The following is a 15,559-nucleotide window of genomic DNA, read 5'->3' on the forward strand; positions in this document are numbered from 1 at the left end:
GTCACCGCCGGTCCGCAGCGGCCGCGCCCCGACACCGGGACGCGGCCGCTGCGCCGTCCGGGCCTGGCCGATCGGCCGCCGGGCGCCGCCCGTCCGACCCTGCTCACATCGGCATTCGTCACGGTACGCTCCGGCCAGGCATGATCGATTCGTCACGGGGGCGGATGATGGACAGACGTGCGTGGGCGCGGCTCGCGGTCGTACCACTGGTCGGCGGTGCGGGCCTGGTGGCCCCGGCGGCGCCCGCGGCGGTCGCCGCGCCGGCGTCGGTCACCGCGGCGGCGGCGAGCGAGCTGTACGTGAGCAACAAGGACTGCGCGCCGGGCGGCAACGGCAGCATGACCGCGCCGTTCTGCACGATCTCGGCGGCGGCGGCCGTGGCCCAGCCGGGCCAGACCGTGCTGGTGCAGCCCGGCGCCTACGCGGAGGCGGTGACCTTCAACCGCTCGGGCACGGCGGCTGCGCCCATCACCTTCCGCGCCGTCAACGGGCCGGAGGGCCGGGTCGACGTGGGCAGCGTCGACGGTAACGCCACCATCGGCACGGTCTTCACCGTGACCGGAGTGCACGACGTCGTGATCGAGGGATTCCGGCTGGCGACCCAGCCGGAGAAGACGCCCCTCGTGGTCGACCGCTCGACCCGGGTCACCGTCGACGGCGTCACGGCTTCCGTATCGCGCGGTCCCGAGGCCGTGCGCATCACCGGAGGGTCCAGCGACGTCACCATCAGTCGGGGCTTCTTCAGCAACGTCGCCGCGAATCCGCAGCCGGCGGTGCGGATCGACCCGGGCGTCACCGGCAGTGTCGTCGTCCACAACCAGCTCTACTACGGGGGTCTGCTGGCCACCGACGTTCCCGGCACGGTGGTCACCAACAACACGGTGCTCACCTACTGCACTCGGGGAATCGACGTGGCCGGAGCGTCTCCCGGGGTGGAGATCCAGAACAACGTCGTGCGCACCAACCGGGTCCGCGCGGCCTGCACCACCGCGGAGAACGCCACCGCGATCGCGGTCTCCCCGCAGTCCACCGAGGGATCCGTCGCCGACTACAACCTGATCGACCCGATCAGCGGCGGCGCCCTCTACTCCTGGGCCGGGACCACCTACCCCGACCTGCCGTCGTTCCGCGCCGCTACCGGGCAGGGCGGTCACGACATCGCCGCCGACCCGCGCATCGGCGCCTGGCAGGGACCGGCCCGGATGTACTTCCCGATCGACCCGGTCTCACCGGCGGTCGACTCGGCGAACGCCGCCGCCAAGGGGCTCACCCGCACCGACATGCTGCTCAACCCGCACAGCGACAACCCCGCTGTCGTCAACACGGGCACCGGTCCGGGTTATCACGACCGGGGCGCGGTGGAGGCCCAGGGTGGCGTCAACGGCGGTCAGGTGGGCATCCAGCGCAAGCGGGGCAGTGACCCGCTCGCCGTGACCGCGATCGCCGCACCCCAGTACGCCTGGCCGACCGACGGCGAGGGCGGCTCCATCGCCTACCGGTTCTGGGACGAGCCGTTCTGGCGGGTCACCGCCGCGCGGACGCTGGACCACTCGTTCCGTCGGGGTGGGGAGGCGTGCGTCACCACGCACACCAGCTTCACCGACTTCCGGCTGGGGGCGGAATACACCTACTACCACTGCACCACGGTTGGTGCGCTCTACCAGCCGGTGACGCCGACGCGGCTGCTCGACACCCGTGCGGCCGTCGGCACCGCCACCACCACGCCGGTCGCCGCGAACTCCGAGATCGTGCTCCCGATTCCCAGCATCAGTGGCACGCCGGCCGCGGACATCACCGCGGTGGTGCTCAACGTGACGGTCACCAGGCCGACCGCTGCCGGGTTCATCACCGTCTACCCGGACGGCGACGGCGTGGGCGCGCCACAGTCGTCGAATGTCAACTTCGTCGCCGGGGAGACCGTCCCGAACCTCGTCACGGTGCCGATGGCCAACGGCCGCATCCGCCTGCGCAACACCGGCAGCGGGACGGTGCACCTGGTGGCCGACCTGCAGGGCTTCTACGGCCGGCAGGGCTCGGGCCTGAAGCCGTTCACCCCGACCCGCGTGCTGGACACCCGTACCGGCGCGGCGCTGGCCGCGAACGGTGAGCGGCGGTTGGACCTGTCGGGGAGGGTGCCGCTGGACGCGACGGCCGCGATCCTGAACGTCACCGTCACGAAGCCGACCGCGGCCGGCGTGCTGAAGGTCTACCCGGACGGGTCGCCCGTGCCGGTGGCCTCGAACCTGAACTTCGTGGCCGGGCAGACGATCCCCAACCTGGTGATCGTGCCGGTCGTCGCCGGCAAGGCGATGATCCGCAATGCCAGTTCGGGTACCACCCACGTGGTGGCCGACCTCGCCGGGTACTTCGGTTCGGCCGCGTCGGGCGCCGACCAGACCTACATGCCGCACGGACCGCACCGGATCGCCGACAGCCGGAACCGCACCGGCTGGATCAAGCCCTACGACGGGCCGTTCACGAAGTATGCGAAGGCGTCGGCCGGCGTCCTGGTGAGTCAGCAGTGCGACGGCGGATGTCCCGTGCCGACGGCGGCGGTGCTCAACCTGACCGTCACCGCGCCCACGGCCGCGGGGGTGCTCACCGCGTATCCGGCCGGCCAGGCCGCGCCGACCGCGTCGAACGTCAACTTCGTCGCGAAGGAGACCGCGTCCAACCTGGCCGTGGTGAAGGTCGGCGCCGACGGCCGGATCGCCGCGTACAACAACAGCAGCGGCAGCACCCACGTCGTCGTCGACCAGGCGGGCTACTTCATCGCTGCCCCCTGACCAGCCCGGCCTCGCAACGGCCGCGCCCCGGTCTCCTCGATCGGGACGCGGCCGCTGCGCCGTTCTGCGGCGCGGTCAGGGGCTGGCGGCGAGGAAGACGAACGCGGCCAGCAGCACCAGGTGCACCCCGCCCTGAAGGACGGTCGCGCGGCCGGGGACGACGGTGAGCACCCCGGTCACCGCGGTCAGCGCCAGCAGGGCCAGCTGCGTGCCGCCGAGGCCCAGCAGCAGCGGCCCCTCCAGCCAGATCGAGGCGAGGGCGATCGCCGGGATGGTGAGACCGATGCTGGCCATGGCGGAGCCGAGGGCGAGGTTGAGGCTGATCTGCACCCGGTCCCGACGGGCGGCCCGGGCCGCGGCGAGGGTCTCGGGGAGCAGCACGAGCAGGGCGATGACCACGCCGACGAAGGCCTGCGGGAGGTTCGCGGCGGCGACGCCCGCCTCGATGGCGGGGGAGACGGTCTTCGCCAGGCCGACCACGGCGACCAGGGAGACGAGCAGCAGGCCCAGGCTGGCCAGCGCGGTCCGCGTCGACGGCGGGTCGGCATGCGCGTCGCCGTCGCCGTCCAGCAGCCTGCCCGCGCTGGTCACGGGGAGGAAGTAGTCGCGGTGCCGGCCGGTCTGCACCATGACGAAAAGCCCGTAGAGCGCGAGTGACGCCACCGCGGCGAAGGCCAGCTGGTCGGGGGAGAACTCGGGGCCGGGGCGGCTGGTGGTGAAGCTCGGCACCACCAGGCTCAGGGTGGCGAGGGTGGCCACGGTGGCCAGCGCCCCGCCGGTGCCCTCCGAGTTGAACACCGCCACCCGGCGGCGCAGCGCGCCGATCAGCAGGGACAACCCGAGGATGCCGTTGCAGGTGATCATCACGGCGGCGAAGACGGTGTCCCGGGCCAGCGACTGGGTCTTCTCCCCGCCGCTGATCATCAGGGTCACGATCAGCGCCACCTCGATGACGGTGACCGCCACGGCGAGCACCAGCGAGCCGTACGGTTCGCCGACCTTGTGCGCGACCACCTCGGCGTGGTGGACGGCCGCGAGCACCGCGCCGGCCAGGAAGGCAGCCACCAGCGCGACCGCGACCCCGGAGAGGTCGCGACCCCAGGTGAGGACGAGCAGCACGACCGCGAGGATGGGTATGAATACGGTCCAGTTGGTCAAACGGGATCGAATCAGCGCGATCATGCCGTCAACAATGCCAGGCGCGCTGACCGAACGCCGAACGTAACCGCTCGGATGCGCATCGTCAGTGCCCGCAGTGCCGTCTCCGGTCACGCCCGTCCGACGGGGCCACGGGACCGGTCGATGCCCCGGTACGCTGCCGCGACACACATTCGACACGTCACGGGGGCGGTTGATGAGAAAACGTGGACTGGCGCAGCTTGCGCTCATACCGGTGGTCGCGAGCCTCGGCCTGATCGGGCCGGCGGCGCCCGCGACCGCCGTCACCCAGGCGGCCACGCCGGGCACCGAGCTGTACGTCAGCCAGAAGCACTGCGTGCCGTTGGACACCGACGGCAGCATGGCGAAGCCCTTCTGCAGCATCACCGCGGCGGCACTGGTGGCCCAGCCGGGGCAGACCGTGCTGGTGCAGCCGGGGATCTACCCGGAGCGGGTGTACTTCCCCCGGTCCGGCACCGCGGAGGCGCCGATCACCTTCCGGGCGGTCAACGGACCGGACGGCGAGGTCTACGTCGGCTCGTACCAGAACACGCAGATCAGCGACACGGTCTTCGACCTGTGGCGGGTGCACGACATCGTCCTGCAGGGCTTCTACGTCGGTGCCTGGGGCAGTGGCGACACCGTGGTGGTGGACAGCTCCAGCCGGATCACCCTGGACGGCCTCTCCGTCCGCAACTACCTCGACGCCAAGGTGCTGGTCCGGATCACCGGCGAGTCGCGTGACGTCACGGTCAGCCGGAGCTTCCTCGCCTTCTACGGCGGGTCGGCGGGTGTCGCCGTCGACCCCGGCGTCACCGGGACGGTGGTGACCGGCAACGCGTTCCGGGACAGCCGGCTGGTCGTCGCCGACGCCCCCGGGACCGTGGTCACCGGCAACACCATCGTCACCCGCTGCGACGTTGGTGTCCTGGTCACCGGGGCCTCGACCGGGGTCTCGGTGCGCAACAACATCGTCCAGGCGGCGGCCGGCGCGACCAACGCCCCCACCCGGTGCGCCACCCCGTCCGCGGCGACGGCGATCACGGTGTCGGCCGGGTCCACACCGGGGACGGTGGTGGACCACAACCTGATCGACCCGACCGGCGGCGGCGCTCCGTACGACTGGGCCGGCACCGCCCACGCCAGCCTCGCCGCGTTCCAGGCGGCCAGCGGCCAGGGCGCTCACGACATCGTGGCCCGGGCCTGGATCGATGGTTCGGCGAGCACCTCGTTCGGCTGGTACTGGCCCACCCCGGCGTCGCCGGCGATCGACTCGGCGGACGCGGCGGCGCCCGGCGCCCTCGGCACCGACCTGCTCCGCAACCCGCACGCCGACCTGCCCGACGTGGCCAACACCGGCACCGGTGCGGGCTACCACGACCGTGGCGCGGTCGAGTACGTCGGCACGGGCTCGGTCGCGGGCCAGAGCTTCCGCCGCACGGTCGGCGGCAGCCCGCTGGAGGTGGCCGCCACGGTCACGCCGAAGCTGCCGTACCCGACCGACGGTCCGGGCGGGACGGTCGCCTTCAAGTTCAGCGACGAACGGTTCTGGCGGGTGGGCAACGACGCGTCGGCGACCCACACGTTCCGGCGGGCCGGCCCGGTCTCGGTCAGCGCCTGGGTCAACTACCTCGGCTTCCGCAAGGCGGACCGGGCGGTCGTCGTCGCCGCCGCCGGTGACATCAACCTCGGGCAGATGTCCACGGCCGTCGGGGCGCTGTACCGGCCGGTCGACCCGACCCGGGTGCTGGACACCCGGGCCGCGATCGGGGTGCCGACCCGGACGCCGGTGCCCGGCAACTCGGAGATCGAGCTCGCCATCCCCGGCATCGGCGGCGTGCCGGCCGCCGACATCACCGCCGTCGTGCTGAACGTGACGGCCACCCAGCCGACCACCGCCGGCTTCCTGACCGTCTATCCGGCGGGCACCACGCTGCCGAACGCGTCCAGCGTCAACTTCGTCCCGAAGGAGACGGTGCCGAACCTGGTCACCGTGCCGATGAGCAACGGGAAGATCCGGGTACGCAACACCGGCAGCGGCACCGTGCACGTCGTCGCCGACCTCCAGGGCTGGTACGGCGCGAGCGGTAGCGGCCTGAAGACGCTCGCGCCGACCCGGGTGCTCGACACCCGCGCCGGCACCACGGGCCCGTTCCCGGCCAACACCACCCGGCAGCTGGACCTCTCCGGCAGCCTCCCGCCCGGGGCCACCGCGGCGATCCTCAACGTCACGGTGACCAAGCCGACCGCGAACGGGGTGCTGAAGGTCTTCCCGGCGGGCGCCGCCGTGCCGGTGGCGTCGAACCTCAACTTCGTCACCGGGCAGACCATCCCCAACCTGGTGATCGTGCCGGTCGTCGCCGGGAGGGTGAGCATCCACAACGCCAGCTCCGGCACCACCCACGTGGTGGCCGACCTGGCCGGCTTCTACGGCTCGGCCGCCGCCGGGGCCACCGACGGCTACGTGCCGCTCGGGCCGCAGCGCATCGTCGACACCCGGCAGTCCATCGGCCTGGAGGGCCGGACGTCCACCGGCCAGCTCACCCCGGCCGAGAGGGTCGCTCTCGTGCCGGCGTCCCAGCGGACCGGCTGCCCCGGCGGCTGCCCGGCGGCCACCGCCGCCGTGCTCAACCTGACGGTCGCCAGGCCGAGCGCGGCGGGCGTGCTCACCGTGTACCCGGAGACCGGGGCGGCGCCGCCCACCGCGTCGAACGTCAACTTCGTGGCCGGCGAGACGGCCGCCAACCTGGCGATCGTGCGGACCGGGACGGCCATGAAGGTCGGCGCGTACCACCAGAGCAGTGGTTGGACGGACCTGATCGTCGACCAGGCGGGCTACTTCATCGCGCCCGCGTCCTGACGTACAGCCGGCGCCGGCGACCCCCGTGACCAGCGGGATGTCGCCGGCTCCGGCATTTTCCGGTTCAGCCGTCCGACGGTGGGTAGGGATTTAGGTGGACGAGAAAACGCTGCTCCCTCCCGCGTGGAGGGAGGTCGACCGGAACGAGGAGGATTGCCATGACCACCGTGGTCGAGAAGTCGATCGAAGTCGACGTCCCGGTCAGCACCGCCTACAACCAGTGGACGCAGTTCGAGGAGTTCCCCCGCTTCATGGGCGGCGTGCAGGAGGTGCGCCAGCTCGACGACCAGCGGATGCACTGGGTCGCCCAGATCGCCGGCGTCAAGCGCGAGTGGGACGCCCGGGTCCTGGAGCAGGTGCCCGACCAGAAGGTCGCCTGGGCGGCGACCGAGGGCGCGACCAACGCCGGCGCGGTCTACTTCCAGCCGGTGGGCGCGGGCCGCACCATGGTCCGGCTGCACCTGGAGTACGAGCCGGAGGGGCTGGTCGAGAAGGCCGGCGACAAGCTGAACATCGTCGAGAAGCAGGCCGAGTCCGACCTGGAGAAGTTCAAGAGCTTCATCGAGTCCCGGGGCGCCGAGACCGGCGCCTGGCGCGGCTCGGTCGGCGAGGGGCACGGCGTGGGCACGCCGGGCGTCGCGCACGCGGCGTCGTCCGCGGGTGACAGCGGCAAGGCCGGTGTCTCGGGCACCGCGGTCGCGGCCGGCGCCGCCGCCGCAGGTGCCGCTGCCGCCGCCGGGATCGCCGCCGCCAAGCACCGCACGGGCGCCGACGAGGACCGGACGCCGACGACCACCACCACCGAGACCGAGTACGTGGTGACCGACGTCGAGGTCGTGCCCGACCCGGCCGCCACCACGTACCCCGGTGGCCCGGTCAGCGAGCCGAACCGCCCGCTCTGACGTACCCCCTGCGGGGCCCGGCGGACCGACCACCCGGTCGGACCGCCGGGCCCCGCGCCTGTGCCCTTAACCGGAACCAGTGATCCATTTAACTATGGCGCTGCGCTCGTCGCCGTACGGTCGGGCGGTCACCATCCAGGTGGGATACGGGGCCCAGGAGGATTCCAGTGATCAGACGCAGTGTCGCCCGGCTCGCCGTCGCGTGCGCGGCGGTGGTCGCCCTGCTCGTCGCGGGGCAGACCGCCGCCTACGCCGCACCGACGAACGACGACTTCTCCGCCGCGACGACGGTGGGGAGCACTCCCTTCACCACCACCATCGACACCACCGGCGCCACCACGGACCCGACGGACCCGACCGGGTGCGCCAACCGGGGGTCCGTGTGGTTCAGCTTCACCCCGGCCGTGGACGGCCGCGTCGAGGCCCACACGTACGGCAGCGACTACTACAGCGTGCTCTCGGCCTGGACCGGTGAGCAGGGCTCCCTCACGCAGGTGGCCTGCAACGACGACAACGGCAGCCAGCGGTCGAGGATCCGCTTCGCGGTCACCGCGGGCACGACGTACCACCTCCTGGTCGGCACCGGCGGTTTCGGCGACACCACCGGCGGTTCGCTGCGGTTCTCGCTCGACCAGGCCGTGGCCCCCGCCAACGACGACTTCGCCGACGCGATCACGGTCGGCGCACTGCCGTACGCGAACACCCAGAACTACGCCGGCGCGACCCGCGAGGGCGGGGAGTCCTCGTTCTACGTCAGTTCCGCCTACACGGCCTGGTACGCGTACACGCCGACGACCACCGGCTCGATCACGGCCCGGACGAACCCGGGCTACGCCGGCATCGCCGCGTACACCGGTTCCTCGCTGACCGCGCTGTCCCTGGTGGGCTACACGCCCCTCTACGACTACGACCCGTTGACCTTCGTGGCGCAGGCCGGCCGGACGTACCTGTTCCAGGTCGGCTCGGACGGCAGCGCCGCGCACACCTTCCAGCTCGACGTGGCGGCCGACCCGACCGTCGACTTCTACCACTACCCGAGCGAGCCCAGCTCGTACGACCAGGTCAGCCTCGGCAGCTCCGCCTACGACCCGGCCGGCGCGGGCTTCGCCTCCTTCGCCTGGGACTTCGGGGACGGGACGACGTCGACCGAGCCGTACCCGGTGCACCGGTTCCCCGGCGACGGCGACTGGACCGTCCGGCATTCCGTGCGCACCCTCGACGGGCGCACCGCGTCGGTCAGCCACGTGGTGTCGGTCCGGACCCACGACGTCGCCGTCGTGAAGCTGAACGTGCCGTCGACGGCGCGGGTGGGGCAGACCATCGGGGTCGTGGTCCAGGTCCGGAACACCCGGTACGACGAGAACGTCCGGGTGGACCTCGAGCGCAGCACCCCCACCGGCTTCGTGCCGGCCGGATCGTCCACCCGTCCGGTACCGGCGACGGACAGCGGGAAGACGACCCGCTTCGTCATCGACTACACGGTCACGGCGGCGGACCTGGCCGTCGGCAAGGTCTCCTTCCGGGCGGTCGCCGAACTGCTCGACGCCCGGGACGCGGTCCCGTACGACAACGAACTGCGCTCGGCGCCGGTCAAGGTCGCCTGAACCGTCGACGCCCCGGACGGCCGGTCGCACCCGACCGCGCCGTCCGGGTCCTGTCCAGGGCATCCACGCCGCTCAGGAGGCGGCCACCAGCGCCAGGGAGCCGACCACCGGCGCCGCGTAGAGCAGGGGGAACGGGATGTGCGAGTACGAGCGCGCCCGGAGCACGGTGACGACGGCGCCGGTGAAGTAGAGCACCAGGCCGATCCCGGCCAGCACGCCGACGACAGGCACGAACAGTCCGGCGACCAGTCCCGCCGCGCCGGCCGCCTTGGCGGTGCCGAGCCAGGGCCACCACGAGCGGGGTACGCCGTAGTCGGCCAGCGGCTGCACGACCCACGGGGCGCGGAGGAAGACGGAGGCGGCGGAGAAGCCGACCATGGCGGCGGCCAGCAGGGTCACGACGACGTGCGTGGTGGACATCAGGAGCGCTCCTCGGTGTATGGCTCACCCGGGCGGGTCGTCCGGGGTCCCTCACCGCACTGACCCCGGGCCCCGCGGGGTTGTGACAGGCGTTCAGGAACGTGACGGGATCACCGCTGCGGAACCGGTATTCGGACACCCGGGCGGACTCGGCCCGCAGGGCCGGGCGGGATCGCTTGTATGGCCCGCGACCCGTGGCGAGGCGTTCTACGCTCTGGGCAGATGGGCCGCGCACCTCTGTGACCTGCCGCAAGTCCGGGTAGTGCCGTCATCGAAATGCCCCCGCCAGGCAGGAGCGGGGTGCTTGCCGTGCGTCGCGGTACGCGGGCAGAAGATTCCCGCTCGACCTCTCATCAGCCCGAACGGAAGGTGGCCACATGGCTGTCAAGACCGAAGCGCGCCCGAGGACAGCGGAGATCCGGCCGTTCACCATCGAGGTGCCGGAGGCGGATCTGAAGGCACTGCGTGCGCGTATCGCGGCCACCCGTTGGCCCGAAAAGCAGACCGTCGGCGACCAGTCGCAGGGCGTGCCGCTCGAGACCAGCCAGGCGCTCGCCCGCTACTGGGAGAAGGAGTACGACTGGCGCAAGGTCGAGGCGCGGCTGAACGCCCTACCGAATTTCATCACCGAGATCGACGGGCTGGACATCCACTTCCTGCACATCCGATCGAAGCACGAGGACGCGCTGCCGCTCATCGTCACGCACGGGTGGCCGGGGTCGATCATCGAGCAGCTGAAGATCGTCGGCCCGCTCACCGACCCGACGGCACACGGCGCGGACGCCTCGGACGCCTTCCACCTGGTGATCCCATCGCTGCCCGGCTTCGGCTTCTCCGGCAAGCCGACCCAGCCCGGCTGGGGCCCGGAGCGCATCGCCAGCGCCTGGATCGAGCTGATGAGGCGCCTCGGCTACTCGCGGTTCGTCGCGCAGGGCGGCGACTGGGGAGCCCTCATCACGGACGTCATCGCTCTGCAGAGGCCGCCGGAACTGGCCGGCATCCACACCAACATGCCCGGTGTCGTCCCGCCCGACATCGACACCCTGCTCCAGAGCGGCATCTCGGGAGCCACCGACCCGCTGGCCTCGCTGCCGCCCAACCTCTCCGACGAGGAGAAGCGATGCTGCGAGAAGCTCGCCTTCTTCTGGCAGCATTCCGCCTACGCCCTGATGATGGGGACGCGTCCGGAGACGCTGACCGGGTTCGCGGATTCACCGATCGCGCTGGCCAGCTACATGATCGACCATGACGCGGCCAGCCTGGACCTGATCTGCCAGGCCTTCGCCGGGAAATCCGTCGGCCTCACCCGCGACGACGTCCTCGACAACGTCACGCTCTTCTGGCTGATGAACACGGGAAATTCCGCGGCCCGCATCTACTGGGAGAACAAGCTCTCGTTCTTCGCCGCCAAGGGCGTCACCGTCCCGGCTGCCGTGAGCGTCTTCCCGACCGAGATGTACCAGGCGCCGAAGAGCTGGGCGGAGCAGGCGTATTCCAATCTCATCCACTACAACAAGGTGGAGAAGGGTGGGCACTTCGCGGCCTGGGAGCAGCCGCAGATCCTGTCCGAAGAGCTGCGCACCGCCTTCCGGTCGCTTCGCTGACCGACCCAGGAACGGATCAAGGCCCCTCCGTGGAGGGGCCTTGACCTTCACTTACCTCTGGTCGGGGTGGCCGGATTCGAACCGACGACCTCTTCGTCCCGAACGAAGCGCGCTACCAAGCTGCGCCACACCCCGAGGCGTGCCGACAAATAGTAGCCCACCCGGTCCGATGGTCAAACTCGGTACCCCCTCGGCCCGGTCCGGGGCGCAGGCGCCGGGGGCTCAGCGCGGGATGAGCGTCAGCACGCTCGCCTCCGGCGGGCAGGCGAACCGCACCGGAGCGGTGGGGTGGGTGCCCAGGCCGGCGGAGACGTGCAGCCAGGAGTCCGAGCCGGGCCAGCGGTGCAGCCCGCGGGCCATCGAGCGGGGCAGCCCGCAGTTGGTCACCAGTGCCCCGTAGCCGGGCACGCAGACCTGGCCGCCGTGGGTGTGCCCGGCGAGCAGCAGGCTGAAGCCGTCCGCGGCCATCCGGTCCAGCACCGCCGGCTCGGGGGAGTGCGCGAGCGCGATTCCGAGGTCGGCCGAGGCGGCGACCGGCCCGGCGACGGCGTCGTAGTCGTCCCGCTCGATGTGCGGGTCGTCCACGCCGACCAGCTCCACCAGGCGGCCGCCGGCCTTCACCGAGGTCCGGGCGTTGTTCAGGTCCGCCCAACCGGCGCCGGTGAACACGTCCCGCAGTTCCTCGTGCGGCAGCTCGACACCCTCGGTGTACTCCCGGTTGGGCAGGAAGTAGGTGAACGGGTTCTTCCAGACCGGCCCGGTGTAGTCGTTCGATCCGAAGACGAACGCGCCCGGGTAGTCGAGCAGCGGTTGCAGGGCCCGCAGCACCCCTCCGACCGCGTCGGGGTGGGCCATGTTGTCGCCGGTGACCACCACCAGGTCCGGGTCGAGGGCGGCCAGCGAGGCCACCCACTGCTGCTTGCGTGCCTGGTCGGGCATCATGTGCAGGTCCGACAGGTGCAGCACGCGCAGCGGCTCCGCGTCGGCCGGCAGCACCGGTACGTCGTACCGCCGCAGGGTGAACATGTTGCGCTCGACGAGCGACGCGTACGCCAGGGTGGCCGCGCCCGCGGCGACGGTTCCGGCGGCGAGGCGGAATAGTGTGCGCTTTCGCATGGCGTTCAGGGTAGTTTGACCGTCCATGAGCACGCTGAAGGACCGCCTCACTGCCGACATGCGCGCCGCTCTCAAGGCGCGCGACGAGCTGACCACCTCCACGCTGCGGATGGCCCTCGCGGCCGTCGGCACCGCCGAGGTCGCCGGCAAGGCCAAGCGCGAGCTCACCGACGACGAGGTGCTCGCGGTGCTGACCAAGGAGGCGAAGAAGCGGCGTGAGGCCGCCACCGCCTTCGCCGAGGCCGGCCGTGGTGACCAGGCCGCCAAGGAGACCGCCGAGGGCGAGGTGCTGGACCGCTACCTGCCCAAGCAGCTCTCCGACGACGAGCTGGCCGAGCTGGTCGCGGGGGCGCTCGCGGCCGGCGGGTTCACCGGCAAGGCGCAGATGGGCCCGGCCATGAAGGCGGCCCAGGCCGCGGTGGCCGGCCAGGCCGAGGGGGGCCGGGTGGCCGCCGAGGTACGCCGACAGCTCGGCCTCTGACCCCGGGTACGCGAAACGGGCGGGCACCCTCGAAAGGGTGCCCGCCCGTCGTTCGTGCGGAGGTCAGCCGCGGGGCCGAGGGGGTCGGCCGGGAGTCGGCGGGGTGGCGGGGCCGCCGGGGCCCGTGGTTGGCGGGGTGCCGCCGCCGCTGCTCACCTGGATGGTGACCACGCCGCCCTTGATGGTCCGGCCCTCCGGGCTGGTGCCGGCGGCCTTGCCCGCCGGGCAGTTCGACGCGACCTTGACGTCCGAGACGACCGCCTCGAAGCCGGCCCCGTTGATCCGGGACTTGGCGGCGTCCAGGTCCTGGCAGGTGACGCTCGGGATGGAGCGCTGGTCGCCCTCGGAGATCTTCCTGCCCGGCGGCTCGAACTTGATCCGCTCCTTGCCCTCCATCGCGTCGCGGAGCGTCTCGATGACCGGCGGGTTGATGCCGTCGGGCTGGTTGTGCTTCATCTTGACGTTGGTCTGCGGCCAGTCCGGGTCGGCCATGATGCCGGCGACCGCGTACTGCTTGGTCATCGCGACCAGGGCGGCGGTCTTCTCCGAGTCGGTGGTGCCGGACTTGCCGGCCACCGGCGCCTTGACGATCGACTTGACCTGGCGGGCGGTCCGGCTGTCGCCGCACTTGCTGGTGGAGGAGTTGTCGCCGACCGGGCAGCGGGCGGCGTCCACGGCGGCCCGGGCCACCTCGGTGCTGACCCGCTTCTCGCAGCGCGGGTTGGCGATGTCGAGCTTGTTGCCCTCCGGGTCCTTGATCTCCTGCACCGGGATCGGCTCGCAGTACTTGCCGTCCGCGGCGAGGGTCGCGTACGCGTTGGCCAGCTCCAGCGGGGTGGTCTGCGAGACGCCCAGGGTGAAGGCGCCCCACTGGTGCGCCGAGTCCTTCGTGCCGGCGAACTTGGCGTCGTTGGCGGCCCGGAACTGGATGCCGAGGCGCTTCGCCGCGTCGACCACGTTCTCCGCCCCGACCTGCTGCTGGAGCGGGACGAAGTAGGTGTTGGTCGACTGGGAGAAGGCGCTCCACATGTTCAGCACGCCGCCGGCCTTGCCGGTCGAGTTGGTCGGGCAGTAGAAGTGCGTGCCCGGGCAGGCGGCCGGGGAGCTGCTGTCGATGATGTATTCCGACTTGAACTTCTGCTGCGCGTTGATGGTGTAGCCGAGCGGGATGCCCTTCTCCAGGGCGGCGACGATGGTGAAGATCTTGAAGGTGGAGCCCGCCTGGTAGCCGGTGATGCCCTGGCCGCCGGTGAGCAGCGGGTTGACCGTGTTCGGGTAGTTACCGCGGATCTTCTTCTTGGCCTTCGCCGGGTCGCTGGAGATCTTGTTCTTCGGGCTCTTCGGATCGTCGATCTTGAAGGACCGGTTCACCGCGAGTGCCCGGACCCGACCGGTGCCCGGCTCCACCACGGCGACCATGGCGGCCTCCTTGGCGGTCTCCTTCTTCGCCTTGCGCACCGCCCGGTCCGCACCCCGCTGCGCCTGCGCGTCGAGGGTGGTGACGATGGTGTAGCCGCCGCTCTTGAGCCGCCGCTCCCGGTCGTACGTGGTCGAGCCGAACGTCTCCTGCTGCAGCCACCAACGGTAGAAGTAGTCGCAGAAGAAGCCCCAGCCCTTCTCGTTGGTGGAGACGCAGCCGTTCGGGGTGCGCTTGTCCTTCACCACCATCGGGGCCGCCTTGGCGGCGTCCGCCTCCTGCTGGTTGACGGCGCCGATCTTGACCATGTTGTCGATCACGTAGTTGCGCCGGTCGAGGGCGAGCGGGCGGCCGCTACGGGTGGTCGGGTCGTTGGTGGTCGGCGCCTTGACCATGCCGGCCAGCATCGCCGCTTCCTCGATCTTCAGCTTGCTCGGCGGCTTGCCGAAGTAGACCTGGCTGGCGGCGTAGATGCCGTACGCGCCGTTGCCGAACGAGGCGATGTTCAGGTAGCGCTCCAGGATCTCGTCCTTGGAGAACTCCTTGTCGATCTGAATCGCGTAGCGCATCTCGCGCAGCTTGCGGGCGCTGGTGTCCTCGGTCGCCGCGACCACGTCGGCCGGGTGGGTCGCCGAGTAGGCGATGGCCAGCCGGACGTACTGCATCGTCAGCGTGGAGGCACCCTGCTGGGAGTTGGCGCCGGACTGGTTGTTGACGAAGGCACGGGCGACACCGTTGAGGTCGACGCCGTTGTGCTTGTAGAAGTCGTGGTCCTCGGCGGCGATGATCGCCTTCTGCATGACCGGCGCGATGTCGGCCAGCTTCACGTCCCGCCGGTTCTCGTCGTACATGGTCGCCAGCGGTGTCTTGCCGTCGGAGGCGAGCAGGTAGCTGATCTGCGGCGCGCGGGCCACGGTCAGTTCCTTCGGCAACGCGCCGAAGGTCTCGGCGCCGGCCTTCGCGGCCAAGCCGGACATCGCCACCGCGGGGAAGGCCGCCGCCGCGACCACCACGCCGGCCAGCAGGCCACAGACAAGCAGCGATGCGGCGTTGGTGAAGACATTGTGGTCACGTTTCCGCATCCAGGTCACCTCGACAGGGTACGCGAGTAGGGAACGAGGGGCGCTGGGGCGTTCTTTCCCCATTTCCTGCGCGCGCCGACCTCGTTGTGCTAAACGCACGACCCCCGGTGGGTGGTTGCGTGTGACCTG

Annotated in this window: 9 protein-coding genes, 1 tRNA gene and 1 pseudogene; 6 read left to right on the forward strand and 5 right to left on the reverse strand. The window is 71.3% G+C overall.

The genetic code is table 11. From position 1 onward, the window contains the following. Window positions 1-167 precede the first annotated feature (167 nt). Window positions 168-2,786, forward strand: coding sequence for a right-handed parallel beta-helix repeat-containing protein (locus FHX75_RS18025; protein ID WP_170285398.1), 2,619 nt, complete (start codon window positions 168-170; stop codon window positions 2,784-2,786). A gap of 75 nt (window positions 2,787-2,861) precedes the next feature. Here the strand turns inward: FHX75_RS18025 and FHX75_RS18030 are convergent, their stop codons facing one another. Further along, window positions 2,862-3,968, reverse strand: a complete 1,107-nt coding sequence (locus FHX75_RS18030; RefSeq protein WP_211364494.1) for a calcium:cation antiporter — start codon at window positions 3,966-3,968, stop codon at window positions 2,862-2,864. A gap of 172 nt (window positions 3,969-4,140) precedes the next feature. Between FHX75_RS18030 and FHX75_RS18035 the strand changes: the two genes are divergently transcribed. The 3 genes and pseudogenes from FHX75_RS18035 to FHX75_RS18045 all read left to right on the forward strand — a co-directional run bounded on the left by FHX75_RS18035 (window position 4,141) and on the right by FHX75_RS18045 (window position 9,310). Continuing rightward, a complete protein-coding gene (locus tag FHX75_RS18035; protein ID WP_154941310.1) occupies window positions 4,141-6,804 on the forward strand; it encodes a right-handed parallel beta-helix repeat-containing protein in 2,664 nt (887 codons plus the stop codon). 158 nt (window positions 6,805-6,962) lie between these two features. Beyond that, a pseudogene (locus tag FHX75_RS31700) lies at window positions 6,963-7,409 on the forward strand (SRPBCC family protein); the annotation flags it as partial. Between the two features lie 464 nt (window positions 7,410-7,873). Continuing rightward, a complete protein-coding gene (locus FHX75_RS18045; RefSeq protein ID WP_154941312.1) occupies window positions 7,874-9,310 on the forward strand; it encodes a PKD domain-containing protein in 1,437 nt (478 codons plus the stop codon). A 72-nt stretch (window positions 9,311-9,382) separates the two neighbouring features. Here FHX75_RS18045 and FHX75_RS18050 read toward each other — a convergent pair whose 3' ends face one another. Further along, entirely contained in the window at window positions 9,383-9,730 is a 348-nt protein-coding gene (locus FHX75_RS18050; RefSeq protein WP_154941313.1) for a DoxX family protein, read from the reverse strand. A gap of 377 nt (window positions 9,731-10,107) precedes the next feature. Between FHX75_RS18050 and FHX75_RS18055 the strand changes: the two genes are divergently transcribed. Then, window positions 10,108-11,334, forward strand: coding sequence for an epoxide hydrolase family protein (locus FHX75_RS18055; RefSeq protein WP_154941314.1), 1,227 nt, complete (start codon window positions 10,108-10,110; stop codon window positions 11,332-11,334). A 58-nt stretch (window positions 11,335-11,392) separates the two neighbouring features. On the opposite strand, the gene FHX75_RS18060 is transcribed toward FHX75_RS18055, so the two are convergent. Both FHX75_RS18060 and FHX75_RS18065 read right to left on the reverse strand, forming a co-directional pair. Beyond that, a tRNA-Pro gene (locus FHX75_RS18060) sits at window positions 11,393-11,469 on the reverse strand. Between the two features lie 87 nt (window positions 11,470-11,556). Further along, window positions 11,557-12,450: a metallophosphoesterase gene (locus FHX75_RS18065; RefSeq protein WP_154941315.1), complete on the reverse strand. Its 894-nt coding sequence runs from the start codon at window positions 12,448-12,450 to the stop codon at window positions 11,557-11,559. Window positions 12,451-12,475: 25 nt separating this feature from the next. Between FHX75_RS18065 and FHX75_RS18070 the strand changes: the two genes are divergently transcribed. Continuing rightward, window positions 12,476-12,931, forward strand: a complete 456-nt coding sequence (locus FHX75_RS18070) for a GatB/YqeY domain-containing protein (protein WP_154941316.1) — start codon at window positions 12,476-12,478, stop codon at window positions 12,929-12,931. Between the two features lie 63 nt (window positions 12,932-12,994). On the opposite strand, the gene FHX75_RS18075 is transcribed toward FHX75_RS18070, so the two are convergent. After that, the gene (locus tag FHX75_RS18075; RefSeq protein ID WP_154941317.1) at window positions 12,995-15,430 is read right to left on the reverse strand and encodes a penicillin-binding protein; all 2,436 of its coding nucleotides are present in this window, start codon (window positions 15,428-15,430) and stop codon (window positions 12,995-12,997) included. Window positions 15,431-15,559: the final 129 nt, after the last annotated feature.

The sequence above is a fragment of the Micromonospora palomenae genome (assembly GCF_007829925.1).
GTDB lineage: Bacteria > Actinomycetota > Actinomycetes > Mycobacteriales > Micromonosporaceae > Micromonospora > Micromonospora purpureochromogenes.